Source organism: Acinetobacter sp. NS-4, from assembly GCF_037402435.1.
Taxonomy (GTDB): Bacteria; Pseudomonadota; Gammaproteobacteria; order Pseudomonadales; family Moraxellaceae; genus Acinetobacter.
Window position 1 is genome coordinate 113,382 of the sequence record NZ_JBBEUE010000003.1, and the last position, 26,995, is coordinate 140,376.

Here is a 26,995-nt window from a genome sequence, read left to right on the forward strand (position 1 = left end):
CTGAATTTCTAAAATTAACATAATACACGTTATGCGAAGTTCAAAATTTATTTTTATAAATCATTAATTTAACATAAATCAAAAAATCCAATCCTTATAGAATCGTCTTTTTGATTGATTTTTAACGTCCCACGCCTAATATTTGATCATTTTTTCATAATTTAAATAACTTAGACTTTATAAGCACTCACCTTTTGTCCTATGTTTATTGCTTGATTAAACAAATTAACTGTTTAGGTTAATCTTATTTAGCTTAGGCTATTTAATAAAAAAGACTATACTTGATTCATCGAATAAAAGTTATTTCATCCAATTTACCACTGGAAATTGATGTTTTTCGTGCTGAAAGTCGTTACTTTGCCAAATATCCCACATTGGAATTTTGACATCTAAAGCCAAAGGCAATTTTTTTGGATTAAACTGCATGTGCTGTAAATCACTGCCCCAGGCAATTAAATCGACATCCAAAGAAATTTGATGTGAAGGTCGTACACGGCCAGAATCCGCTTCCATTTTTTTTAATAATGCGATGATGTCATTCACCGACATAGCGGCTTTTAACAAACATGCCGCATTCCAATAGTCTGCACCTACTGCATCCCGGCACGGGATCACATAAATGTTCGAGAATTGAACTTGTCCAATTTCAGCAATCTGGGCAAATGCCTGCTTAAAATGAAGTTCAGGATTACAATTACTCGCCAGAGCTAAGGCGAATATCGTTTCGGTGGCGTTCAAGACGAATTCCTACAGAATTTGCTTGCGCGATAATGGCAGGCTTACGGATAGTAATCATAATCGATTCTATGGCCGGAAAGGTAGTAAAAAGCGCATTGAGCACAAGTTTTGCCGCATGTTCGATCAATTTTGGCTGGGCATGCTGAATGACCTTTGCTGAAATCTCGCAAATTTCCGCATAATTCAGGGTATGTTCCAATTCATCCGAACTAGCAGCTTGCTCCAGACTGGTCTGAATGGTCATATCCAGCATTAAAGGCTGCATGATTTGACGCTCCCAAGCGAAACATCCCACTACAGTATCAACCCTTAAACCTTCAATGATAATTGCGTCCATGTTTAACCTTTCATTAATTTATAATCCCTCCCAACCTCCCTTTAAAAAGGAAAAGTCCCCCTTCTTGCACTTCGGCTTAAAGCAGTGCTTAAGCCTTGTTCAGGGGGATTTAGGGGGATTTTCTTAAAAATACTTTAATGCTTTAACAGCAAATTCGGATCCAGAGTTTGCACCATTTGCAGTCTCTGGTCTGCATAAATATCGGTATACGGTGCCAGAATGCGCATAAAGCGATCGAAATACAGCATTTGCTTAAACAGCAAGGCAAAGTCACGCGGGAAACGGATACCGTGACGCTCCCCTACACCCACCATATCCATCATGATGTCATTTAAATCAGCAGGATTGGAAGTCAACAATTCTTGAGGATCGGCCATAAGCACGCCACTAAATAAACGCTCTAAATCCTCTGCCAGAACTTGAGTATCAATTTTCTTGTCAGTCATGCCCATTTTCAGCATGTTTTCTGCCATCAAGGTGTAATCGGTGTTTTGCAATGCATCCATAAAGGCAATACATGCGGTCCAAACTTCAGGTTTCAGCTGACCGACGATTCCAAAATCGATAAAACCAACACGACCATCTTCAAGCAGCATCAGGTTTCCGGCATGTAAATCGGCATGGAAGCTGTTACACATCATCAGGCTACCGAACCATGTATTCATGGCGGTAATCAGCACTTGAGATGGATCTTTAGCCACCTTTTTTACCACTTCAAAATCGGTCAATGGCACGCCATACAAACGCTGCATGGTTAAAACACGGCGGGTTGAATATTGATGATAAACCTTTGGTGCTGTGGCTTTCTGATTTTGCGTCACATTGAGATAATTGACAAAATCATCCAGGTTTTGTGCTTCTTCAATAAAATCGACTTCACGGACCATACGACTTTTAATTTCATCGACTATATCGGCAAGTGATGCGAATTTTACTTTCGGTACCGCTTTTTCTAAAATTTTAGTCGCCCAGTGCAACACATTTAAGTCGGTGTACAGAATGGTTTCTACACCCGGCTTTTGCACTTTAATCACCACATCTTCACCGGTCACCAGTTTTGCGGCATGAACCTGAGCAATAGAGGCTGAAGCTAATGGTTTTTCGTCAATTGAGGCAAAGATTTCATCTAAATTTCGGCCTGCAAATTCAGAAGCCAATACTCCTTGAACATAGCTAAAAGGCAAAGATGGAGTTTGATCTAGACAGCCCTGAAATTCCTCGACATATTCACGAGGGAACAAAGACGGCGTACTGGCAATAAACTGCCCGAGCTTAATATAAGTTGAGCCCAATGATTCAAAAGTTTCACGCATCAATTTGGCGTTACTTGGTTTTTCTGTGGCGTATTTAATGCCGGCTTTAGCTGCAATAACAGCAGTTTCGCCAACACGGGCAACTGAACGCAGTCCATCTAACCAGATATTGTTTTTCATAATGTCAGCTTAGAATTAAATTGTAGTGAGTGTAGCAAAAAAAATTGGCCTTGCAGTTCTATCTTGCCTGACAGATTGGACAATCTGTATCTTTTTCGAAAGCAAGTAAGCGCTGTTTCATGCTTAAACCATCCCAAAGCATCAGTTTTTGCTTCAGTGGTGTTTTGCCCAAACCCAAATAAAGCAAGGCATGATGGGCTTGCAAGCTTGCCATCACATTAGGCGTAGTGGCTAATACCCCTGAATCAGCACAGCGCAGGTTTTCATTCGCATGCTGTTCTTTGGGAAATAAACATTCATAACAGGCAGATTCGCCTTCTACCATAAACAGTTGTCCCTGAAAACCAATGGCTGAGGCACTGATTAAAGGTACATTGAATTGCTTGCAGATTTGGTTAACCAAGTAACGGGTGGTGAAATTATCGCAGCCGTCTAAAACCAGATCTTGATTTGAAATCAGTTGTTCTGCATTGCTTTGATCCAGTTTGACCGTTTGAGATTCAACCCGAATATACGGATTAATCTTCTGTAAGCGTTTTGCCAGTATTTCAGATTTATAGAAACCAATATTGTCTTCCACATAGGCTATTTGCCGTTGTAGATTACTCATTTCGATCGTATCAGCATCGATTAAGGTAATTTGTCCCACGCCTGCACGTGCAAGTAGTTCCGCAGTTGTACAGCCAATTCCACCACAACCCACAATCAAGACATTGGCAAGTTTAAGTTTTTCCTGTGCTTCAATGTCCCAGCCATCTAGCAAGATTTGACGGCTATAGAGATGCATTTCTTCATCAGTTAACTCTAGGTCCATATCTATATCGGTCACTTGGCAATCCCTTCCGAACAATCACGTTATCTAAATTCAGCATGAATTATAGTTCAAAATGATGACTAAAGAAGACCAATAAAAAAAGCACCCTTTCGGGTGCAAGAGCATGAAACTTTTTTAACTAGAGATTGGCTTATCCCACTTTTTGAATTCCCTGTATTTTGGCAATTTCCTGTTGTTTGAGTAAATTGCGCTGAATTTTACCACTTGACGTTTTAGGAAGACTCTCCACAAATTCAATTTCTTTAGGATAAGCATGTTTGGACAAACGTGAACGCACATATTCCTGAAGTTTACGGCTTAACTCCTCTGAAGCTGAAAATTGCGGTTTGAGTACCACAAACGCTTTCACCACTTCTGTACGCTCCGGATCTGGCTTACCAATGACTGCCGATTCCAAAACCTGTTCACATTCCAGTAAAGTACTTTCCACATCGAAAGGACCTACACGATAGCCTGACGTTGTAATGACATCGTCAGCACGTCCAATAAAATCTACCCCACCAAACTCATTTAATTTAACGGTATCGCCGGTTAAATAATAATGACCCACAAAAGATTTAAGGTTATGACCGTCATAACCTTTAAACCAGGCCAAAGGTGATTGTGAGTAATCGATGGCAAGTGTACCAATACCACCTTTTTCAACCTCTTTATGATCTTTATTCAATACCGCAAAGCGATGTCCCGGAATGGCATAACCTGCTGAACCGACTTTCTTTTCATGCTCTAAAGCATGATGGTTAGCAATCACCATGCCCAGTTCAGTTTGTCCATATTGATCATAAATATTCACATTCAAATCATGGTTAAACCAGTGAATCACTTCAGGGGTTAACGGTTCACCTGCACTGCTTACCACACGTAAATGCGTTTTAATGGATGGATCAAATTTTTCTTTAAATCCAAAGAACATACGGAATGCAGTTGGCGAACCGGTTAAATTGCTGACTTTATATTTTTTAATCACTTGCACGGCGTTATCTACACTAAACGCACGTTCATCCATAATAATACTGTGGCCCAAACTTAAAGGTCCGGTAATACCGTAATACAAGCCATACGCCCAACCCGGATCAGCCAGGTTCCAGAAAGAATCATCTTCACGTAAATCGACAGCATGGGTCATATAACCTTTAAATGCCAATACCGCTTTTAAAGGAACAGGAACGGATTTTGCCAATCCAGTCGTGCCAGAAGTAAACATCATCAGAAAATCATCTTCAAAGTTTTGCATCACGGGTGCAAAAGACGAAGATTGCTTGTCGAGTTCTATCCAAAAATCATCATCCTGACGATTTGAATGATCTGACTGATGCACAGTTAGAATATGCGGGACAGCGATACTATTCAGTTTTGGACGCTGCTCTTGATTGGTCACAATAAATTGAGTTTTAGCAGTATTCACACGATGTTCAATCGCTTTGGATTCAAACGCGGTAAACAATGGCTGGTAAATTGCACCCATGCGCCAGGTGGCTAAAATGGTAATCAGCAATTCAGGGGTACGTGGCAATAAACCTGCTACACAATCACCTGCTTTCAAGCCACGCGAAGTAAAGTAGTTTGCCAATTTCCCAGAAGCATCTGCCAGTTGTTCAAATGTCCACTGTTCAGATTCGCCATTTTTGCCTTCCCAGATTAATGCTGTTTTATTTAAACCGAGATAACGCTCACAACATTCGATATAGGCATTAACTGCCTGAGATGTACCGACCAGTTGTTCAGCAAGAAAATTATCAAAATTAAACTCTTGATGTGCTTGTTGTAGTGTCTTCATGGCGACAGCCTCTCATCCGTTATTTTATAAACAAAGCTCCTGCCTTGTTTGATCCATTTTGCTTATTGTTCTCAGTCTAAAAATGCCAAAATTCATTCAGCATTTTTAATCTTTTTACTTCAATATCGACTTAAATAATTACTTAGATAACTTACTTTAGATAATCATGATTGCTGACATCCTGCAATTTCCGAATCCATCAAAAAATGTGCAGGATTTGAGCACCCACTAAAGTCTAAAATTTAACCACCATTAAATTACTATTCAGATTTTAGTGACTTCTCGGGCAATGACTAGGCGCTGAATGTCAGATGCACCTTCATAAATTTGGCTGACCCGTACATCACGATAAATTCGCTCTACAGGAAAATCAGATACATAGCCATAACCGCCATGAATTTGAATCGCATCAGAACAGACACGTTCTGCCATGGTTGATGCAAACAGCTTGGCCATTGAGGCCTCTTTTAAGCACGGTAAACCTGCATCTTTTAAAGTCGCAGCATGGAAAATCAGCTGACGTGAAGCTTCAATCTGGGTGGCCATATCTGCCAGACGAAATGCCACCGCCTGATGCTGAACAATCTCTACACCAAAAGCCTTACGCTCATTGGCATATTCCACTGCAGCATCCAAAGCCGCACGTGCCATTCCGACTGATTGTGCCGCAATACCAATACGTCCTGATTCCAGGTTAGATAAAGCAATTTTGTACCCTTCGCCCTCTTTACCTAATAAATTTTCGGCAGGAATTCGACAGTTTTCAAAAATAATGGTTGCGGTATCTGAACAGTGTTGTCCCATTTTTTCTTCAAGTCGGGAAACGATATAACCTTGGGTATCTGTTGGTACAATGAAACAGGAAATGCCTTTTTTCCCCGCCGATTTATCCGTCACAGCAAATACAATCGCAACTTGGGCATGTTTGCCTGTGGTAATGAACTGTTTAGTGCCATTCAGTACCCAAAAATCACCATCACGTTCTGCTTTACATTCCAGTGAACCCGCATCTGAACCGGCTTGCGGCTCAGTTAAACAGAAACAGCCTAACCATTCACCGGTAGCGAGTTTAGTTAAATATTTTTGCTTTTGCTCTTCTGTACCGTAACGTTGGGTAATTCCGCAAGGCAATGAGTTTTGCACGCTCACAATAGTAGAAATCGCCCCGTCACCTGCGGCAATTTCTTCCAAAGCAGCCACAAGGGATACATAGTCCAGACCTGCACCGCCCCATTGTTCAGAAACCGTCATGCCCAAAGCACCCAGCTCACCTAGCTCTTTTAATTCCTGTGCAGGAAATCTGGCTGTTTTATCTCGTTCTGCTGCGGTAAGTTTCAGCTTGTTTTGCGAATAACTCCGCAACATGTCCTGAACCATTTTTTGTTCATCATTTAAAATCATTGAGTTTCCCTCTCATGGTCAGGTTTTTATTAAATTTTTTAAAATTTGATACGTGAAAAAGTCATTTGCAACTGTTCGAGACAGGATTACATCATTCTGTAATGTTTCTGCGAGTTCTTGATCACAAGACGCAATTTAACGAGTTTTGCAAATGACAATGGTTTTGGTTACTTTTGCCGAAACAAAAGTAATGGAATTAGCTGCTGCAAAATAATTAATAAAGGTATGACTCCGTAGTGACATACCCCAAAAAAATTATTTAGGCTGCATGCGAATCGCACCATCCAGACGAATCACTTCACCATTCAGATAACTGTTTTCAAAAATATGCCCCACCAGATGTGCAAACTCTTCCGGCTTGGCTAAACGTGATGGAAACGGCACCATTTGCCCCAAAGCATCCTGTACATTCTGTGGCATCGCCTTAAGCATAGGCGTTTCCATAATTCCCGGTGCAATGGTCATCACCCGAATTGCTTCACGAGCCAACTCACGAGCCAAAGGCAAAGTCATGGCAACCACAGCACCTTTTGAAGCAGCATAAGCTGATTGACCAATCTGGCCATCATAGGCAGCTACAGAAGCGGTATTCACAATGACACCGCGTTCTTCTTCACCCGACTGTAATTGATATTTCGCCATCAAGCTTGCAGCAAAACGAATCATGTTGAAGGTGCCGTTCACATTAATATTCAACACACGTTGGAACATGGCAAAATCATGAATGCCATCACGGCCCAGCACTTTGGCAGAAGGTGCAATACCGGCGCAATTCACCAGACCATTCAATTGGCCATATTGCTGAGCTACATTGTCAAAGAACACCTGAACTGCATGCTCATCTGTAACATCCAGCTTGACAAATGCGGCATGCTCGCCTAAACGCTGTTGCATTTCCAGGCCTAGCTCTTGATTCATATCGACCATAATCACTTTAGCGCCCTGACCCACCAGATATGTTGCCGTCGCGGCACCCAAACCTGATGCACCACCGGTCACTACGAACACTTTTCCTTGGATTTTCATTTTATTTTCCTGTTAATTCTTTGAATAAACACTCGACTTAAGATGCAGAGTAAATGCAGTTAAGCTAGAGTACAATTTCCAAACGTTGCATCCTCTATGATGGATTTGGACAATCCCAGTCACGGTAGCAAAAATACGGAATATGGATAACGGCGCATGAATGAACAGGATTTAGACTACAGCAAAGGTACGATTTCAATCAGCCTGGTGCATGAGGCACTGCTCAATGCACAGCAACAAGGTCTGGACATTCAAAATATTCTGATGAAATCAGGCATTCCCGATGAATTGATGCACTCCAGCAAAGCCCGAGTATCCGTTTCCCAATACGCCCAGCTCTGGACCGAGCTTGCCGATGCCATGAATGATGAGTTTTTTGGCATGGATAGCCATCCCATGCGACGTGGCAGCTTTAAACTTTTATCACAATCGGTGATGCATGCAGAGACACTAGAAAAAGCCCTGCAACATATTCTGAAATTCTTAAATCTGCTGCTGGATGATTTTGTCAGTCAGTTATTTGTGCAGGAAAACTATGCCTATATTGTGATTTATGAACAAACACAGACCAAAAGAATGTTCAGCTATGCCACCTATTTAATGCTGATCCATGGCTTGATGTGCTGGTTAAGCGGACAAAGAGTTTTACTGAATCAGATTCAGCTTAAATGTGATGCACCTCTGGATGATCAGGACTATAAGGTGCGATTTTGTGAAAATATCCAATACAATAGTGATGAAAATTACATCCAGTTCGATGCCAATTATTTAAAAATCCAGATCAAACAAGATCAGCAATCCTGGCATCAATTTATCAGGCAGACCCCGCAAAACTTGCTGGTTCGCTTTAAAAACCCACATGCCATCAGTTCCCAGATCCGCAAACATTTAATGCATGTTCCCCCTGCTGAATGGCTGGAATTAAATGAAATTGCCCAGCGTTTGAATATGTCGGATGCCACCATGCAACGACGCTTAAAAAGTGAAGGTGTCAGTTATCAGCAACTTAAAAATGATATCCGGCGTGATACGGCCATTGAATTGCTGACCAAAACAGAAAAAACCTTGCAGGAAATTAGCGATGAATTAAGCTTTCATGATCCGAGTGCCTTTCACCGTGCTTTTAAAAAATGGACCGGAGTTAGTCCCGGTGCCTATCGGCAGAACCAAGATCAATAAGTTAAATCGCTTGCTGAAAAAATGAATCTTTTATTGAAGATTTAATAATTCTTTGCTTTTCATTATCTTAAAAAAATGACACATTTTTCGTCGGAATCTAGTTGCAAAAAATACCAAATTAGATTACTTTTCAACCAATTTAAAGGCATATCTTTATGCCATCCCTGCTGTACTCCTCCCCATGAAACACCTTACACTAAAGGTTCTGACATGCTTAAGATGATTGATGTACTAGAGCAAAGCTTGGTGCAAAATTTTACTCATTCTCTCAATGCTCAAACTGGCCAATTCGATGAATTATTCAATCAGGGCATTTTAAATAGTTCTGATTCTGAACTGCAAAAAGCGGTGCTCAGTTTCTTTAAACGTGCTGATGCCATTGAATCCGCTCAGGCCCTTGATATCAGTGCCGACCGCATTGCAGCTTTACAAGCGGGTGTGGCATTGAAAGATGATCAATATCTTGCAGATACAGCAAAAATCGTGGCGCTTTGTTTAGCCCTTGAAACCGACACCTTGGCACAGGTTGAAGTTTCAGACTGCTTACAAGATTATCCGATGTAATCTTTCAGAATACATAAAAACGGCTCATAGGAGCCGTTTTTTAATGCACATCATTGCTCAATCTTTAAAACTTGAATGGAATAACCATGCTTCAAGCTTTAACAACTTAGTGCGGTCCTGGGTTTGATTCTAATTTTGTTTGCGCAGCTGTTTAAGCTTTTAGATGTAATACCTTATTGGAAAAATACAGCTCCGTCGCAGTCCATCCTCATTAAAATGCTAGGGTCCATTCACAATTCAAACCTGTCGGCAATTTATCGGTATTTTTATTCTTTCAATTTCTTTCCTTAAAACCATTTGTCATTACATTGAAATTACCATGAAATAACAAAGGTCATTTAAAATCTAAAAATTTCTTTATTTTCCTTTTATTCATGTTGATGTATGTTTTTCGTATAAAATGGAAATATATAAAATTTAAAAATACATTTAATTATTTTTCAAATACTTAACCAAATCTCATTAGCATATCTGGAATTAAGATAATTTTATAAAAATTACTTTTTTGTCTTATCTCTTCACTCACTGGCACTATTCGCTGCATCTCATTCAAATCATTTAATTGGGGCTTGTATGCAAAATTCTGGTTTTAAAACGAAAATATTCTCTGCGATAACATTGGGCCTGATCAGTCAATATAGCTTAGCGGCTCTCCCGGATACGCTAAAGCTGGATTATGCTTATTATGCTCCGACCAGTTTGGTGGTGAAGGAACAAAAACTTTTAGAAAAAGCTTTACCTAATACCCAGATTAAATGGGTATTTAGCCAAGGCAGTAACCGCTCTCTAGAATATTTAAATAGCGGCAGTGTGGATTTTTCCTCAACCGCCGGTTTGGCTGCCGTCTTGAGCCGTGCGAATGGTAGTCCAATTAAAACTGTGTATATCCAGAGTCAGCCTGAATGGACTGCCTTATTAGTTGCAAAAAATTCTCCAATTAAAAGCCTAAAAGATTTAAAAGGAAAAAAAATTGCCGCCACCAAAGGTACAGACCCATTCCTGTTTACCTTACAGGCACTGGAAACTGCAGGCTTGAATAAGAAGGATGTTCAGCTTGTACATCTGCAACATCCAGATGGTAAAACCGCGCTTGAACGTGGACAAGTCGATGCCTGGGCAGGCTTAGATCCGCTGATGGCTGCTGCTCAAGTCCAGTCGGGTGCAAAACTGCTGTATCGAAATGTCGGTTTTAATAGTTACAGCGTATTAAGTACCAAGGAACAATTTGCCAACCAGAGTCCTGAGGCTATTGAAGCGGTGATTAAAGCCTATGAACAGGCACGTAAATGGGCCAAAGCCAATCCGGCTAAACTGGCCGAATTGCTGGCGCGTGAATCGAAATTGCCTATTGCTGTGGCAAAACTGCAACTCAGCCGTACCAATTTTGAGCAAAATATTCCAACAGCCAAGCATATTAATGCCCTGAAAAAATCTGGAACCATTTTGACTGAAGAGGAACTGGTGCGTAACGGTACCAACGTCAATCAAGTCGTGGATCAACTGTTTGATGCCAAATATGCACAAAAGGTTGTAAAAAAATAATGAGTTCGTCTGCAACAACGAATAAGGCGCCGGTTCAACCTGAAATTGATAAAGTCCCAGCGCTTGGCTTGCTTAGATTATTAAGCAAGCTTAAGGGCTTGGTGATCCCTGTTTTTTTGCTGATTTTATGTGAAGTACTGGTGAGAAATGGCTTTATCGAAGCTTACTTACTTCCCGCTCCCAGCAGCTTATGGCAATCACTTTTGGAGCTATCTTCAGGCGATTTGTGGTTGCATATTTGGACCAGTACCTGGCGGGTATTTCTAGGCTTCTTTATCGGTAGTGGGCTTGCGCTGGTTTTCGCAATTTTTGTAGGCTTAAATAAACAGGCTGAAGAATTTTTAGAACCTTCTTTTTCAGCGATTAAGTCGATTCCCAGTCTGGCCTGGATTCCGTTGTTACTGCTGTGGTTAGGTATTGATGAAGCCTCTAAAATCACCTTAATTGCCATCGGTGCATTTTTCCCGACCTATACCAATACCGTGGCCGCGATTCAGGGCGTAGACCGTAAACTGATTGAAGTGGCGCAAGTTTACCGTCTGAAATACTTTCAACAGATTAAGGAGATTGTGCTGCCTGCGGCATCCCCTGGTATTTTAACCGGTTTACGCAACAGCTTAAGTTTATCCTGGATGTTTATGATTGCCGCTGAACTGATTGCAGCCACTCAAGGGATTGGTTATTTACTTAGTGATGGACGGGAAACCTCGCGACCTGACATTGTTATTATTGCGATTATTTTATTGGCCATTTTAGGAAAATTAGCCGATAGTTTAATGAAACTTGCTGAAAACTGGTTATTACGCTGGCGCGATGTGGTCAAAAAATAAAGCGCTTTTGAGCGCTTTATTTTTTAAATTGATTGCTTTTTCAGCTATCTTGAACAGCCGATCGTCACACGGTTATTGCCGCCGTAATCTTTAATGGTTTGAATATCTTTATAACCATATTTTTTAAACAGTTGATACACTACACCAGCTTGATCATAACCATGCTCAAGTGCAACCCAACCATTAGCAGTTAACCATTTTTTACCATTTTGAATAATAAATTCAATATCGGCCAGACCATTATTTCCTGCCACCAAAGCACGTCTAGGCTCAGAGCCTAAATCTTTCATATGCTTGTCTTGCGGATCAATATAGGGTGGATTCGACACAATTACATCAAAGAACTGGTTTTTTTCTAGCGCTTTAAACCAACTGCCTAATGCGAATTTCACCTGAGCTAAATCATGCTTTTCAGCATTAAACTGTGCAACTTCCAAAGTTGGCGCATAGATATCCGTTGCAGTAACTGCCCATTCAGGATGTTCACTGGCAAGTGATAAGGCAATGGCCCCAGTTCCGGTGCCCAAATCGACAATACGGGCGTCTTCAGGGAGTTCCAGACGTAATACTGTTTCAACCAGTACTTCAGTATCAGGTCGTGGCACCAAAGTATCTTTGGTGACTTTTAAATCTAAAGTCCAAAAGGGTTGTGAACCGGTGACATAAGCCAAAGGTTCGCCATCTTCTATTCGGTTTAAACCATCAATATAAGCATGTTCTTGCTCTGCAGTCAGCTCTTGGTCTTTCTTCATGATCAAATCAAAAGAGTCGATCTTGGTAATGTGTTCTAGCAACCACGCATTTTCTTGACGTTCGTAGCTTTCTGGTTCACCACGTAAAGCCAAGGCTTGTAAAATATTCATTATCCACCATTCTGCTGTGCAAGAAGTGCCAACTGATCTGCCTGATATTCGCGATGCAAACTATCCAGCAATTCGTTCAAATCACCTTCCATCACCGCATCTAACTTATATAAGGTTAGGTTAATACGGTGATCGGTCATCCGACCTTGCGGATAGTTATAGGTACGAATACGTTCTGAACGGTCGCCCGAACCAACCAGGTCCCGGCGCATTTCCGAAGTTGCGGCATCTGCTGCTGCACGTTTGGCATTTTCCAGACGGGAAACCAACAGCGCCATGGCTTTGGCTTTATTTTTATGCTGTGAACGCTCATCCTGACATTCCACCACAGTACCGGTTGGAATGTGGGTAATACGCACCGCAGAGTCGGTTTTGTTAATGTGCTGACCACCCGCACCCGATGCGCGGTAAGTATCGATACGCAAGTCTGCCGGGTTAATATCGACTGAAGTGTCTACATCGACTTCAGGCAAAATGGCAACGGTACATGCTGAAGTATGTACTCGACCTTGGGATTCAGTCGCAGGTACACGTTGTACACGGTGCGCACCACTTTCAAATTTCAGTCGACCATATACGCCTTCGCCATTAATCAAGCAGATGACTTCTTTATAGCCGCCATGTTCGCCTTCATTTTCCGACAGAATTTCTAGACGCCAGCCTCGACTTTCCGCATATTTACTATACATACGGAATAAATCGCCCGAGAAAATCGCAGCTTCATCACCGCCTGTTCCGGCACGAATTTCCAGATACGCAGAGTTGGCATCATTGGGATCTTTCGGAATCATCAGGATATTTAGATCTGCTTCGAGTTGTTCTAGCAGTGCTTTATTGTCTTTAATTTCTTCCTGCGCCATCTCCTTAAAGTCAGGATCTGACAGCATGGCTTCGGCAGTTTCAATGTCTTCTTCGGCCTGACGGAATTTAGTCCAGACTTCGGTAATTTCGGATAAATCACTATGCTCACGAGACAATTGACGGAAGCGTTTGTTATCTGAAATCACTTCAACGTCGGCAAGTAATGCATTTAATTCTTCGTGACGGTCAGAAAGTTGATCTAATCGTAAACGCAACGATTCTTTCATTTGCTAAAATATCTCAATAAAAAGGCCATCTCCATGTCGGACTAGACATCGATCAGCGCAAAAAAATTGTGCCTAGTGTAACGATTCTAAGGGCTAAATGACATAGATATTGTGCGGACAAAACCCCTTACACACTGAGATTTTTTTCAACCAAGCTTTACTTCGCTCCTCGTTTTCTTCATATTTTAATTGCAAATGCATACTTTCTGATCGCTTTTCAACATTGTTAAAGAAACTTTACAAAGCAGACACTAAACGCCACAACTATGAACTATCCTCTCCACATTGTTGGAAAAAATTTTTGTTACATTTGCCGCCATCGAAATAACTTACTGACAATGTCCACTTTTGGACACGGAGTTAACTATGAAACTTAATGCACTATTACTCAGCGCAACATTAGCCACTGCATCGATGTTTACTGTGACTGCTCATGCAGACAACTCTACTCGTATTGCAGCAACTTCTGCATTAGGTAGCGTAGCCGGTACTGCTATCGGTAAACAAATGGGTGGTAACACTGGAGCAATGATTGGTTCTGCAATCGGTGGTGCGGGTGGTGCTGCTGTTTCAGCGGATAGACGTGACCGTACTGGCGCTGCAATTGGTGGTGGTTTAGGCGGTGTTGGTGGTTACACTGTAGGTAAAAGCATGGGTGGTACCACTGGCGGTTATGTTGGTTCAGCTCTAGGTGCTGCGGGTGGTTCAGTTCTTGGTAAAAAAGTATCACAAGACCGTCATGCTGATCAACGCAAGTACAAAAAACACTCTAAAAAATATTATCGCAGCCATCGTTAATACATCATTAACTGACTGGATAAAAAAGTACCTTCGGGTGCTTTTTTTATTTATTCTTCTTATTGACTGTTAATTATGAATAAATGCGTCAGAAAAAAAATACAAATCATAAACAACTCATCCATTTTTATTTCTACATCTTTTATTACATTTAAGCCAATAGATAACAAAAGCTTCCCTCTGGAGTTTGCCATGAAATTTAATTCAATAATTCTAGCTGCTGTCGTAACAACATCTGCTTTAACAATGACAACCGCCAATGCAGGCAATACAACAAATACAGCCTTAACTTCTGCCCTAGGTGGGGTGGTTGGTGCCGCAGTAGGTAAACAAATGGGTGGTACTACAGGTGCCATGATTGGTTCCGCCATTGGTGGTGGTGCCGGAGCGGGTGTTGCTGCAAATAAGCGTGACCGTACTGGCGCTGTGATCGGTGGTGCTTTAGGCGGTGCCGGTGGCTATACCGTAGGCAAAAACATGGGCGGTACCAACGGTGGTTATATTGGCGCTGGCTTAGGTTCTGCCGGTGGTGCAGTTCTCGGTAAAAAAGTCAGTGAAGACCGCCGTTATGATGATCGCGATGAGGATCGTTATGATCGCGATGACCGTCGTCGTTATAATGATCGCTATGACCGCCGTAATAATGGTTACCGTTACAGTGACCGCCACGACAATGGCCGTCATTTAGGCTGGAACAAACATCGTTAATTTTAAAGATTCAATTTAAAGCACCTTCGGGTGCTTTTTTTATAGTTGCGATGAACACAACCCTATTTACACAACTCACCCATATATCGAAAAAAAACGATATACAAATTCAGGCAAGCATCGTATGCTTTTCTTAGCCCTGATATTAGAGAAAACCAATGCGTTCTTTAAAAGATACCCAATTTTCAATTCTGGACTTAGTTCCTGTTCGTGAAAATAAAAGCATTCAATCTTCATTGCATCATGCACTTGCTTTGGCTCAACATGCCGAAAAATTAGGTTATAAACGCTTATGGCTGGCTGAACATCACAATATGTCCGGTATTGCCAGTTCAGCAACTTCTGTTCTCTTAGGCTATTTACTGGCAAATACGCAAACTTTAAAAGTCGGTTCAGGCGGTATTATGCTGCCGAACCATGCCCCTTTAATAGTTGCAGAGCAATTTGGCACTTTAGCAACACTCTATCCAAACCGTATTGAACTTGGTCTTGGTCGTGCACCGGGTACAGATCAAAATACAATGCGTGCACTGCGTCGTGGTCAGCAAGAAACTGAAGATCAATTCCCGCAAGATGTACTGGAAATTCTGCAATACTTTAAAGACCCACTACCACAGCAACGTATTGTGGCTACTCCAGGTCAAAGTACCCATGTTCCTGTCTGGCTATTGGGCTCTAGTTTGTTTAGCGCGCAACTGGCTGCAAAATTGGGACTGCCCTATTCATTTGCCTCACATTTTGCGCCGCGCATGCTGGATCAAGCGATCAAACTGTATAGAGAAAACTTTGAACCCTCAGAATATCTGGAGCGACCTTATGTGTCGATGGGTGTACCTACCGTCATAGCCGATACAGATGAAGAAGCGCAATATTTAGCAACATCACCCTATCAGCGTATTATCTCAATGTTCCGTAATCAACGCGGCCAGTTGCAACCGCCAATTGAAAATATTGATGAAATCTGGTCACCATCAGAGAAAATATCGGTGCAACAGTTCTATGCCATGGCACAAATTGGTTCTAAAGAAACGGTAAAAGCAGGTCTTGAACGTCTACTTGAACGCTATGAGGTGAATGAGTTTATCTTTACCTGTGATATTTACGACACAGAAAAACGTATTAAAAACTTCGAGTTATTAATGGATATCAAGAATTCTTGATCCTGGGTCAAAAATCTAAAAAGCACCTGTAACGGCACTGCTGTCCCATAGTTGAAGTTCAATGTGTCAGATTCGCGAGTGTGGCAGGGACGCCACACATTCCCCATCCTTGCGCTGCCGTTTTAAAGCAGTGCTTAAAACTGGCTCAGGATGTCGTGTATGGGGAATAAAGACTTTTCTTGCGAACTCAAAATATGTTTTTAGTTCTCATTTGGGTCTGTCAAAAGTAGGGTTTAGCCTACACAAAGCCACTTAAACTTTTTAAAGAAAAGACAAGGCTGTGAAAAATATAAATATCAAATATTTAAAGATAACAAATCATCATATTGATTCAGTATTCGAATAAAATTCAAATTATGGGTTAGTAGTGGTGCATTAGACTCCCTTTTTTATGCAAAAAATTCAAATAAAGGAGCTCCTTTATTTTTAAAATGAATCGCAACAATAATTGCGAAATGCTGGAGCTTAGGCATAATAACTGTATAAAAACAAGCTCATATAATAATGGACAATAAAATGAATCAATATATCAATAAACCCAGCTCCACATTTATTACCGCAAGCTGGCTGGCGCTGATCGCAGGTGCAGCAGCCTACATGATCGGTCTCTGGAATGCAGAAATGCTGTTAAATGAAAAAGGCCATTATCTGATCCTGATTTTATACGGCTTATTTACCGCAGTGTCTTTGCAAAAAATTGTCCGCGATAAACTCGAAGGAATTCATGTCACTGCCATATATTTTGGGCTGTGCTGCGCCTCCATTGCAATCTGCATTACCTTATTGACCATAGGTTTGTGGAATGCCTCACTTGAATTAAGTGAAAAAGGGTTTTATATCATGGCATTTTTACTGAGTTTATTTGGTGCGGTTGCGGTTCAAAAAAATATTCGCGACTTAGACTATCTCAGAACACATACCCAGCTACCAAGTGTCCCCAATTACTCCAACACACAATTCCAACCTATAGAACATGATGAGGAAAAAAACTAAGCTTTTATAAGCATCATGAATAAACATAAGACTCGTTCTTTCATGGCAGGTCTTTATTTTTTATGAGTTCATAACTAAAAAATTATGAAGATAAAGTAGATGAGAATCACTATGCCACAGTGAATTTTCTAGGATGTAAAGAAAATCAAATTAGAGTCATCGCAACGATTAATATTAAATTATTTTATCCTAAGCGCATAACACCTTAAATCATAGGCAAAAATTAATCCACATTCGAAACAATCACATAGTTGCGATGACTGACAAGATTCCAGAAAAATCTTTACCAAAAGTTCCATCTTGGATATACCAGTTAACTGCAGAACCAACTGCAACGAAGTAAAAATAAGAAAGGATATGAAAATGGTTAACAAGAAGAAGAGCCCATTGGATGGTTTCTTTCAAAATTCACCCGAGTTTTTCCAGAAATTCCATGGAAAAATTGTCACCTCTGAAGATATTAAAAACTTTGATTTTACAAATTTAAATGTGGCTGTTGTGGGGGGCAACCAAATGACAGTCATGCATCTGGAGCAGATCTGCAGTACTGCAAAATTTGTGAAAGTATTCCAGAATATGCCTTTGTTTATTCTGCCGCAAACTGAAAAAGGCATTCACAAACTGCTTTCACATCCTTTAATTATCAAGAATCGTCGTTTGTTTAATAACCGCGTTAAATCATTATTGGCGATTCGCTATCTTGAATCGCAAGTTCAGGATACCTGGTTAAAACGCCAACTCATGCCCAATTCAGCTTCTGAAAACAAGATTTTTTTCAAATCTGATAGTTATTACGCTGCACTACAACGCGAGAATTGCAAGCTGATTACCTGGCCTGTGGTGAAAATCACTGAAAATGCCGTACAAAGCATAGAAGGTGTTGAACATCTGGTAGATGTAATTATTAGCACCTATTAATGGCTTTTATAGTAAAAGAGACAGTAATGCCATTCCTGTTCCAGAGTTTAATTAAAGCAAACTTTGGATACACGCAGTGTGGCAAGGATGCCACACGTTATCCATCACAACAAGGACGTTGTGTATGGATAACAAAGGATTTTGCTTACTTTTGGCCTCTCAAAAGTAAGAGATCGCCTACACAAATATCATTTGAGTTTATTGAAAAACTGAGGCAGTAAATGCTTCCAACTAATATAAGATGTTTTTAAACTTTCGAATAGGCAAAGAATCGAAACATATCAAAGCTATTTAATTAACAAAACTTTGCAAGACTATGCCATGAGACAATAATACCTCTTTTTTCTGTGTTATTTTACGATACCGATATATCGATAATGATTTTTATCCTTTTGATAACGCAGATAATTTGAAGTTAACTCACCTGAAGATTTCACCACTAAAATATCGATATTTTTTAAATCCTTAGATACCCGAATATAGTGCTGATTCATATCAAAAGGCTCTATATTTTTGGGATAATAATTGCAGTCATAATCGACATCGATATGGTTCATTGTTTGAGTTCTGGTTTTAAACACCAATAGCTTTATATTGCGCATTTTTGATTTGTGCTGCCTGTATAGCATAAGCCCCGACACAACTACTGCCTACATAAGTACTGGAAATGAAATAAACCGCTTGCTGATTCAATTGCGTTTGCTGAATGGATCGAATAAATCCACCACCCTTTACGGCTTGAGTAATGACTTTATTGCCCTGTTTAAATTGCACATAGGAATCAAATTCGCGCATCGTACCGCCTGCAGAAACATCAAATGTATAAAATTTAAGCTTTCGATCAGGACTATAATTTACAAAAACCATGCTTTTGCTGCTTAATTTTTTAAAATCATAAGCAAAACTTTGCGGATTCTGTTGAATAAATTCCTTTATTTTTAATGCAACTTCCTGGTTCACACCCTCATTTTCATAGCGGTCAGTTAAGCGGATTTGTTCATATTGATTGATTATTCGGGTTTCAAAATCAGCCACAGATGCTGCAAAAATTGGGCTATTTGCCAAACTGAGCCAAGCAAACAAAAAGACCATTATTTTTGGCTTTAATATTTTATTCATATAATAACCATTTTTATTTTCGATTATTAAAACGTAGAGTTAAACCTTGATTTAACTCTAGTTTAAAACTTTTCAATTAACCAATACGACGTTTCAGGCCAGTCATTTGCAAAACACGGGTTGAAATTTCTTCAATCGACATTTCAGAAACGTTCAGATATTTAATGCCTTCTGAAATATAAATGCCTTCTACCGCACGCAGTTCCATCTGGCATTGACTGAAACTTGCATAACGGCTGTTGGCTTTACGCTCGGTACGAATCGCGACAAGTCGCTCTGCATCAATCATTAAGCCAAATAGCTTATGTTTGTGTGCTCTTAACACCGTAGGCAGACGGTTATCATCCAAGTCTTCTTCAGTCAATGGATAGTTTGCAACACGAATTCCAAATTGTAATGACAAATAAATTGAAGTTGGTGTTTTACCGGAACGAGATACCCCGATCAGGATCAAATCGGCCTTGTCATAATGACGTGTGCGTGCGCCATCATCGTTATCTAGGGCAAAATGTACCGCATCAATACGTGCCTTATAGGACTCAGAATCGGTCACGGCATGGGTTTGTCCGACTAAAGTTGTAGGCGCAGTACCCAAAACTTCCGACAACTTCCCAATAAGCCCTTCAAAAACATCGAGATTTACTGCATTTGCAGTATTAATAATATCACGTACATAGGGGTCTACCAAGGTATCAAACACCAAAGGTTGTTGCCCGTCTTGATCAGCACGCTGGTTAATTTCAGCCACAACATTCATCGCAGCTTCTTCGGAACTGATATAAGGAATAATATGAATGTCAAAATCTACATGAGGAAACTGCGCTAACAGTGAGTGTCCAAGGGTTTCAGCAGTAATTGCAGTACCATCGGAGATAAAAAACACACTGCGCTTAATCTGTTTACCTTCTGACATTAAAATTCTCCTTAAATATTTGTCTTAGTGCTATATAATCTTTATAGTAAACCATCTTACATGACTGTCGCCCAGTAAATTCTTAAAGCTCGGCGATTTGCTATAATTTCATGCCAAGATAGTGATTAATACTGCATAAGTGGAGTAACAACTTTGGAAGCGCGCGTAATTGGTCTAGAAAAATTAGGGAAACACGACGTTGAACTCGTTGGTGGGAAAAACTCATCATTGGGTGAAATGATCAGCCATTTGTCTAATGCTGGTGTATCGGTACCGGGTGGTTTTGCAACCACAGCTGCTGCATATCGTGAATTTCTCGAGCAAAGCGGCCTAAACGCTAAAATCAACGCAGAGCTTGCAGCACTAAATGTTGATGACGTAATAGCTCTAGCAGAAACTGGCGCTAAAATCCGTCAATGGATTGTCGAAACTCCGCTTACGGCAGAACTTGAAAAAGAAGTTCGTGAATCTTTCGCAATTCTTTCAAACGGCAACCCCGACATCGCGGTTGCCGTTCGTTCATCTGCGACTGCAGAAGACTTGCCGGATGCTTCTTTCGCTGGTCAGCAAGAAACTTTCCTGAACATCCGTGGCATCGACAACGTTCTTATTGCAATTAAAGAAGTATTTGCATCTCTTTATAACGACCGCGCAATTTCTTACCGTGTACACCAAAACTTTGCACATGATGTGGTTGCCCTTTCTGCTGGCGTACAACGTATGGTGCGCTCAGAAACTGGTGCTGCAGGTGTAATGTTCACTTTGGACACAGAATCTGGCTTCCGTGATGCAGTATTTATCACTGCGTCTTATGGCTTGGGTGAAATGGTTGTTCAAGGTGCTGTAAATCCTGACGAATTCTATATCTCTAAACCACTTCTTAAAAACGGCAAACATTCAATCCTGCGTCGTAACCTGGGCTCTAAACACCAAAAAATGATTTATGGTGAAGAAGGCGCTGCAGGTAAATCTGTGGTTGTAGTCGACGTTGAAAAACAAGACCGTCAACAATTTTCTTTAAATGATCATGAGCTTCAAGAACTTGCAAAACAAGCTTTGATCATTGAAGAACATTACGGTGCGCCAATGGACATCGAATGGGCAAAAGATGGCGACGACCAACAGCTTTACATCGTTCAGGCACGTCCAGAAACAGTAAAAAGCCGTGAAAATGTCGGCACTATGGAACGCTACCTGTTGAAACAAAAAGGTACTGTGCTTTGTGAAGGCCGTTCAATCGGTCAACGTATCGGTTCTGGTAAAGTCCGCATCGTAACGTCAATCAAAGAAATGGACAAAGTACAAGACGGTGACGTGCTTGTATCTGACATGACTGACCCGGACTGGGAACCGGTAATGAAACGTGCTGCTGCCATTGTCACTAACCGTGGTGGTCGTACTTGTCACGCTGCCATCATTGCACGTGAACTCGGTGTACCAGCAATTGTCGGTTGTGGTAATGCAACTGAAGTATTAACTGATGGTCAAGAAGTGACTGTTTCTTGTGCTGAGGGTGATACAGGTTTCATCTACGAAGGCTCTTTAGATTTCGAAGTTCAACGCAACTCTATCGAATCTATGCCTGCGCTTCCATTTAAAGTCATGATGAACGTGGGTAACCCTGACCGTGCATTTGACTTTGCTCAAATTCCAAACGCAGGTATTGGTCTTGCACGTCTAGAATTCATCATCAACCGTATGATTGGTGTGCATCCTAAAGCATTATTGAACATTGATAGTCTGCCACGCGAAACTCGTGCTGCTGTAATGGCACGTACTGCAGGTTACTCTTCACCAATCGAATTCTATGTAGAAAAATTGGTAGAAGGTATTTCTACCCTTGCTGCTGCATTCGCTGACAAACCAGTGATCGTGCGTATGTCTGACTTTAAGTCAAATGAATATGCAAACTTGATCGGTGGTAAGTTATACGAACCAGAAGAAGAAAACCCAATGTTGGGCTTCCGTGGTGCAAGCCGCTACGTTTCTGACAACTTCCGTGACTGCTTCGAACTTGAATGCCGTGCGTTGAAAAAAGCACGTGACGAAATGGGCTTAACCAACATTCAAATCATGATTCCTTTCGTACGTACAGTTGCTGAAGCGAAACGTGTGATTGAATTATTGGCTCTAAACGGTCTTAAACGCGGTGAAAATGGTCTTAAAGTGATCATGATGTGCGAATTGCCAACCAATGCATTATTGGCTGAACAATTCCTTGAACACTTCGATGGTTTCTCTATCGGTTCTAACGACTTGACTCAGTTAACACTTGGTCTAGACCGTGACTCTGGTATTGTTTCTCATTTGTTTGATGAACGTGACCCAGCGGTTAAAGCGCTTCTTTCTATGGCAATCCATGCATGCCGTAAAGCAGGTAAATACGTAGGTATTTGTGGTCAAGGTCCTTCTGACCACCCTGACCTAGCTAAATGGTTGATGGAACAAGGTATTGAGTCTGTTTCTTTAAACCCGGACTCAGTTTTAGATACCTGGTTCTTCCTTGCTGAAGAAAAAGCTCAACAAGCGTAATAAAACATGTTAAAAAAGACCCACTCGTGGGTCTTTTTTTTCATCTGCGATTTTTTGTATTTTTAGATTTATTTTGAGAATTTAGTTTTATGCAAATTTACTTGGCGAGAAATAATCAACAAGCCGGTCCCTACACCCTGGAGCAACTAAACCAGATGCTCGCCAGCCAACAAGTGCTGCTTACAGACTTGGCCTGGCATCAAGGTATGACCGAATGGAAGGCTTTAGGTGAATTAACCCAAGGTAAACTTGTATATGAACCTGAAGGATATACCTCACCTCTATCCTCTCCCGAACAAAGCCCTTTACAAAATTCAGCTATTCGTAAAATTCAGGTTGAAAAAAAAGCCACTGCCCAAAAAGAACTGGCTTCAATTACAACCCGCATATTGGCAAAAATTATCGATTTACTGCTGTGGTTACCTGCAGCAGCAATTCCTTCATTTTTTTTAAAGCCGGAACAATTTAACCAGCTCTCCGAGATTCAGCAAAAAATGCAAGCGGCTCAGAGCTCAACTCAAGCCGTTCAATTGCAACAGGAATTATTTGCCCTTATTCCCCCTGAAGCATGGCAAACCATGTTTGTTTACATCATCATTATGCTGGGTATACAGGCATTTATGCTGGCAAAATCAGGCCAAAGCATTGGTAAAAAGCTGACTAAAATTAAAATTGTCGATGCCGACAGTGGCGAAAAAGTCAGTCTGATGCGTGCTTTCACTTTACGCAGCTTTATCTTTATTGTTTTAAATTTGCTATTTATGCCGTTTATTACAATTATTGATCATGTTTTCGCAATCACTGAAAAGCGTCAAACTTTGCATGATAAATTAGCCAAAACCAAAGTGGTTAAACAATAACTATTTAATTAGACAGGGATTGTTTTTACATCCCTGTTTTTCCCCAGAATATTGATATTAAAATAAAATTCATATAATAAAAGTTCAATTCCGAGTAAAAAAATCAGTTTTTATAACAGGTATTTAAAGCCATTTTACATATAGCTTAGTTGCTCGATATGAGGCATAATGCCCTACAACGTAGCGGTGTCTCATGATTGGGAAGGATTTTCTATGCTTGGGTTTTCTAAGCGAAAATAAATATTTCCAATCATGCGACACTTTAATCGCTATCCCATATTAAATTAGGGAATGGGACTCTTCACCGAGGTTGTAAAATGAGACAAACGATTTTAGCTGTATTGTCTTTATCTGCGATTGCTGCACTCTTGACTGGGTGTGGTGGTGATATGGTACTTCTAAACTCAAAAGGTCCAGTAGCAGAAGGTCAAAGTGGCCTAATGATGACTGCGATCTACTTAATGCTTTTGGTCGTAATTCCATCAGCAATTATGGCATTGTGGTTTGGTTGGAAATATCGCGCGTCAAATAAAGATGCAGACTATAAACCTACATGGGCACACTCTACTGCAATTGAGATTGTAGTTTGGGGTATTCCTGTCATTATTATTGGTATTTTAGCTTGGTTAACTTGGTGGGGCTCCCACAAGTATGACCCATACCGTCCGCTAGAATCAGATAAAGCCCCTTTAACTGTTCAGGTTATTGCTGAACAATTCAAATGGATCTTTATCTATCCAGAACAAGGCATTGCGACAGTTAACGAAATCCGCTTCCCGGAAAAAACTCCGGTCACCCTGCGTTTGACATCTAACTTCACAATGAACGCGTTCTTTATTCCTGCATTATCTGGTCAGATTTATGCAATGGCGGGTATGCAGACTCACTTGAATTTCTTGGCAAATGAAACTAGTCCAGCCGATGGCTACCGCGGTTTCTCTTCTGTCTATTCAGGTTATGGATTCTCGCAAATGCGTTTCCGTGCTCACTCTGTTACTGACGCTCAGTTCGCTGAATGGGTAGCTGCTGTTAAAGCAGGTAATGGCACTTCAGTAAACCCTAAAGCAATTCAAAAAACTGTTTTAGACCAGGCTGAATTAGCAAATTTACGTGACGGTAACCGTTCTAAGCACCAAATCGAAGCATTAGTTGCGAAAGCAAGTACTCCTGAAGAAAAAGCTGCTGCAGAAGCAATGAAGTCTTATCCGACTAAGCCACACCCAGTGACTTACTACTCTTCAGTAGAACCTAAATTGTTCGAATCTGTGATTAACAAATACATGAGTAATTACCACGGTGCTGATCACTCAGCAACTGCTGGTCATGAAGCTGCTGCTTCTGGAGCCCATGTAAATGTTGAACATGCGACTGCTTCTGTAGAGGAATAAGACATGAGCTTCTTAGGTAAGTTAGGTCCGGATGCAATTCCAACCGATCCAATCGTGCTGGTTACTGTTGCACTGATGGTTCTAGGCGGTATCGCAGCTGTTGCAGGTATCACCTATTTCAAAAAATGGAACTATTTGTGGACTGAATGGTTCACATCGGTAGACCATAAAAAAATTGGTATCATGTATATTTTGGTATCCATTGTCATGCTTGTACGTGGCTTTGCCGATGCGATCATGATGCGTCTTCAACAGTTCCTTGCAAAAGGTGGCGGTGAAGGTTATTTACACCCGGAACATTACGATCAGATCTTTACTGCGCATGGCGTAATCATGATCTTCTTCGTGGCAATGGGTCTTGTAGTTGGTTTAATGAACATCTCTGTACCACTTCAAATTGGTGCACGTGACGTGGCATTCCCATTATTAAACTCTTTAAGTTTCTGGCTATTTGCCGGTGCTGCCGGTTTGATGATGGCTTCTCTTGCGATTGGTGAGTTCGCTGCAACAGGCTGGATGGCTTATCCTCCTCTTTCAGGTATCGAATATTCTCCTGGCGTAGGTGTAGACTACTACATTTGGGCACTCCAGGTTTCTGGTCTGGGTACGCTTTTAACGGGTGTTAACTTCTTTGTTACCATCATCAAAATGCGTGCGCCTGGCATGACTCTTATGGATATGCCTATTTTTACTTGGACAGCTTTAGTCACTGTTGTACTTATCATTGCTACATTCCCAGTATTAACTGCGACTCTTGCAATGTTGACACTTGACCGTTATTTCGGCTTCCACTTCTTTACAAATGACTTGGGTGGTAGCCCAATGTTGTATGTAAACTTGATTTGGACTTGGGGTCACCCAGAAGTATACATCTTGGTATTACCAGCTTTTGGTATTTACTCAGAAGTTACTGCCGTGTTCTGCCGTAAAGCATTGTTCGGTTACAAATCAATGGTGTACGCAACTGTAGCAATCGGTGTGTTATCACTTGTTGTTTGGGTTCACCACTTCTTTACTATGGGTGCAGGTGCCAACGTTAACGCGTTCTTTGGTATCATGACCATGATTATTGCGATCCCGACTGGTGTAAAAATCTTCTCTTGGCTGTTCACCATGTACAAGGGCCGCATTACCTATACAACCCCTATGCTGTGGACACTTGGCTTCCTTGTGACTTTCGGTATCGGTGGTTTAACAGGTGTATTGATGGCTGTTCCACCAGCGGACTTCCTGGTACACAACTCTTTATTCCTAATTGCTCACTTCCATAACGTAATTATCGGTGGTGTAGTATTCGCGATGTTCGCAGGTATCATTTTCTACTGGCCAAAAATGTTTGGCTGGAAGTTAAATGAAACTTGGGGTAAAGCTGCATTCTGGTTCTGGTTCATCGGTTTCTATTTTGCATTCATGCCACTTTATATCCTTGGTTTCATGGGTATGACTCGTCGTTTGAATACATTTGACAACCCTGAATGGGATCCATATGTAAATATCGCATTGTTTGGTGCAGTTCTGATTGCATTGGGTATTGCATGTTTCGTTATGCAAATCGTGGTAGGTTTCCTACAACGCGAAAAAGGTATAGATGTAACTGGCGATATCTGGGATGGCCGTACTTTAGAATGGTCTACTTCATCTCCAGCTCCGTTCTATAACTTTGCCTATCTTCCAAAGATCAATGGTATTGATACTTTCTGGACTGACAAAGAAAACGGTATTGCATACACTAAACCAACCAAATATGAAGACATTCATATGCCAACAAACCGTGCGGCTGGTTTCGTTATTGCAATGTTTATTACAGTAATGGGCTTCGCATTAATCTGGCACATCTGGTGGCTAGTAGTCGTTACTTTCGTATCAGCAATCATCAGCTTCATCGTGTCTTCTTTCACTAAGAAAGTGGATTACTATGTACCTGCTGCTGAAGTTGAACGTATCGAAAACGAACGTTATGCGCAACTTGAAAAACACTTGAAGAAGGACTAAG

At 41.0% G+C, this 26,995-nt stretch carries 25 protein-coding genes; 13 read left to right on the forward strand and 12 right to left on the reverse strand.

The genetic code is table 11. The features are described 5' to 3' along the window. Positions 1 to 300: 300 nt before the first annotated feature. The 7 genes from WAE57_RS03400 to WAE57_RS03430 form a co-directional block, all read right to left on the reverse strand. Positions 301 to 738, reverse strand: coding sequence for a 2-amino-4-hydroxy-6-hydroxymethyldihydropteridine diphosphokinase (locus tag WAE57_RS03400; protein WP_337708234.1), 438 nt, complete (start codon positions 736 to 738; stop codon positions 301 to 303). Continuing rightward, positions 695 to 1,075, reverse strand: coding sequence for a dihydroneopterin aldolase (folB, locus tag WAE57_RS03405; protein WP_337708236.1), 381 nt, complete (start codon positions 1,073 to 1,075; stop codon positions 695 to 697). The genes WAE57_RS03400 and folB overlap by 44 nt, the downstream gene beginning before the upstream one ends. A 134-nt stretch (positions 1,076 to 1,209) precedes the next feature. Further along, positions 1,210 to 2,508 carry an AarF/UbiB family protein gene (locus WAE57_RS03410; RefSeq protein ID WP_337708239.1) on the reverse strand — a complete coding sequence of 433 codons (1,299 nt, stop codon included), beginning with the start codon at positions 2,506 to 2,508 and terminating at the stop codon, positions 1,210 to 1,212. A 58-nt stretch (positions 2,509 to 2,566) separates the two neighbouring features. Then, positions 2,567 to 3,322: a HesA/MoeB/ThiF family protein gene (locus tag WAE57_RS03415; protein ID WP_269091604.1), complete on the reverse strand. Its 756-nt coding sequence runs from the start codon at positions 3,320 to 3,322 to the stop codon at positions 2,567 to 2,569. Between the two features lie 151 nt (positions 3,323 to 3,473). After that, on the reverse strand, positions 3,474 to 5,120 hold the full coding sequence (locus tag WAE57_RS03420) for an AMP-binding protein (RefSeq protein WP_337708241.1): 1,647 nt from the start codon (positions 5,118 to 5,120) through the stop codon (positions 3,474 to 3,476). Positions 5,121 to 5,384: 264 nt separating this feature from the next. Continuing rightward, positions 5,385 to 6,521 (reverse strand): acyl-CoA dehydrogenase family protein, encoded by a 1,137-nt coding sequence (locus tag WAE57_RS03425; protein ID WP_337708243.1) that lies wholly within the window; start codon positions 6,519 to 6,521, stop codon positions 5,385 to 5,387. A gap of 255 nt (positions 6,522 to 6,776) precedes the next feature. Continuing rightward, positions 6,777 to 7,547: a 3-hydroxyacyl-CoA dehydrogenase gene (locus tag WAE57_RS03430; protein WP_337708244.1), complete on the reverse strand. Its 771-nt coding sequence runs from the start codon at positions 7,545 to 7,547 to the stop codon at positions 6,777 to 6,779. A 156-nt stretch (positions 7,548 to 7,703) separates the two neighbouring features. Between WAE57_RS03430 and WAE57_RS03435 the strand changes: the two genes are divergently transcribed. The 4 genes from WAE57_RS03435 to WAE57_RS03450 all read left to right on the forward strand — a co-directional run bounded on the left by WAE57_RS03435 (position 7,704) and on the right by WAE57_RS03450 (position 11,662). Beyond that, complete coding sequence (locus WAE57_RS03435) at positions 7,704 to 8,726, forward strand: AraC family transcriptional regulator (protein WP_337708246.1); 1,023 nt, start codon at positions 7,704 to 7,706, stop codon at positions 8,724 to 8,726. Positions 8,727 to 8,936: 210 nt separating this feature from the next. After that, entirely contained in the window at positions 8,937 to 9,290 is a 354-nt protein-coding gene (locus WAE57_RS03440; protein ID WP_337708249.1) for a hypothetical protein, read from the forward strand. Between the two features lie 573 nt (positions 9,291 to 9,863). Next, complete coding sequence (locus tag WAE57_RS03445; RefSeq protein WP_337708251.1) at positions 9,864 to 10,832, forward strand: aliphatic sulfonate ABC transporter substrate-binding protein; 969 nt, start codon at positions 9,864 to 9,866, stop codon at positions 10,830 to 10,832. Then, positions 10,832 to 11,662, forward strand: a complete 831-nt coding sequence (locus WAE57_RS03450; RefSeq protein ID WP_337708253.1) for an ABC transporter permease — start codon at positions 10,832 to 10,834, stop codon at positions 11,660 to 11,662. Before WAE57_RS03445 ends, WAE57_RS03450 begins: the two co-directional genes overlap by 1 nt. A 44-nt stretch (positions 11,663 to 11,706) precedes the next feature. On the opposite strand, the gene prmC is transcribed toward WAE57_RS03450, so the two are convergent. Beyond that, a complete protein-coding gene (prmC, locus tag WAE57_RS03455) occupies positions 11,707 to 12,525 on the reverse strand; it encodes a peptide chain release factor N(5)-glutamine methyltransferase (protein WP_237787251.1) in 819 nt (272 codons plus the stop codon). Beyond that, complete coding sequence (gene prfA / locus WAE57_RS03460; protein WP_337708257.1) at positions 12,525 to 13,613, reverse strand: peptide chain release factor 1; 1,089 nt, start codon at positions 13,611 to 13,613, stop codon at positions 12,525 to 12,527. Before prfA ends, prmC begins: the two co-directional genes overlap by 1 nt. A 366-nt stretch (positions 13,614 to 13,979) precedes the next feature. On the opposite strand from prfA, the gene WAE57_RS03465 reads away from it, so the two are divergent. The 5 genes from WAE57_RS03465 (at position 13,980) to WAE57_RS03485 (ending at position 18,190) form a co-directional block, all read left to right on the forward strand. Then, positions 13,980 to 14,411, forward strand: a complete 432-nt coding sequence (locus WAE57_RS03465) for a hypothetical protein (protein ID WP_086175054.1) — start codon at positions 13,980 to 13,982, stop codon at positions 14,409 to 14,411. A gap of 192 nt (positions 14,412 to 14,603) precedes the next feature. Next, positions 14,604 to 15,119, forward strand: coding sequence for a hypothetical protein (locus tag WAE57_RS03470; RefSeq protein ID WP_237787249.1), 516 nt, complete (start codon positions 14,604 to 14,606; stop codon positions 15,117 to 15,119). Positions 15,120 to 15,277: 158 nt separating this feature from the next. After that, a complete protein-coding gene (locus WAE57_RS03475; RefSeq protein ID WP_337708260.1) occupies positions 15,278 to 16,279 on the forward strand; it encodes an LLM class flavin-dependent oxidoreductase in 1,002 nt (333 codons plus the stop codon). 516 nt (positions 16,280 to 16,795) lie between these two features. Continuing rightward, a complete protein-coding gene (gene yiaA / locus WAE57_RS03480; RefSeq protein WP_337708261.1) occupies positions 16,796 to 17,272 on the forward strand; it encodes an inner membrane protein YiaA in 477 nt (158 codons plus the stop codon). A gap of 363 nt (positions 17,273 to 17,635) precedes the next feature. After that, entirely contained in the window at positions 17,636 to 18,190 is a 555-nt protein-coding gene (locus WAE57_RS03485) for a flavoprotein (RefSeq protein WP_086175050.1), read from the forward strand. 350 nt (positions 18,191 to 18,540) lie between these two features. On the opposite strand, the gene WAE57_RS03490 is transcribed toward WAE57_RS03485, so the two are convergent. From WAE57_RS03490 to WAE57_RS03500, 3 genes are all read right to left on the reverse strand, one after another. Then, positions 18,541 to 18,747, reverse strand: a complete 207-nt coding sequence (locus tag WAE57_RS03490) for a hypothetical protein (RefSeq protein ID WP_337708264.1) — start codon at positions 18,745 to 18,747, stop codon at positions 18,541 to 18,543. 16 nt (positions 18,748 to 18,763) lie between these two features. Further along, positions 18,764 to 19,309, reverse strand: a complete 546-nt coding sequence (locus WAE57_RS03495) for a hypothetical protein (protein ID WP_337708266.1) — start codon at positions 19,307 to 19,309, stop codon at positions 18,764 to 18,766. A gap of 76 nt (positions 19,310 to 19,385) precedes the next feature. Further along, a complete protein-coding gene (locus WAE57_RS03500) occupies positions 19,386 to 20,222 on the reverse strand; it encodes a pyruvate, water dikinase regulatory protein (protein ID WP_337708268.1) in 837 nt (278 codons plus the stop codon). A gap of 153 nt (positions 20,223 to 20,375) precedes the next feature. On the opposite strand from WAE57_RS03500, the gene ppsA reads away from it, so the two are divergent. From ppsA to cyoB, 4 genes are all read left to right on the forward strand, one after another. Next, a complete protein-coding gene (gene ppsA, locus WAE57_RS03505; RefSeq protein ID WP_237787242.1) occupies positions 20,376 to 22,754 on the forward strand; it encodes a phosphoenolpyruvate synthase in 2,379 nt (792 codons plus the stop codon). Positions 22,755 to 22,843: 89 nt separating this feature from the next. Next, positions 22,844 to 23,614, forward strand: coding sequence for an RDD family protein (locus WAE57_RS03510; protein WP_337708272.1), 771 nt, complete (start codon positions 22,844 to 22,846; stop codon positions 23,612 to 23,614). 317 nt (positions 23,615 to 23,931) lie between these two features. Beyond that, positions 23,932 to 25,002: a ubiquinol oxidase subunit II gene (cyoA, locus tag WAE57_RS03515; RefSeq protein ID WP_237787240.1), complete on the forward strand. Its 1,071-nt coding sequence runs from the start codon at positions 23,932 to 23,934 to the stop codon at positions 25,000 to 25,002. Between the two features lie 3 nt (positions 25,003 to 25,005). Further along, positions 25,006 to 26,994: a cytochrome o ubiquinol oxidase subunit I gene (gene cyoB / locus WAE57_RS03520; protein WP_237787239.1), complete on the forward strand. Its 1,989-nt coding sequence runs from the start codon at positions 25,006 to 25,008 to the stop codon at positions 26,992 to 26,994. The last annotated feature ends 1 nt before the right edge of the window (position 26,995 follow it).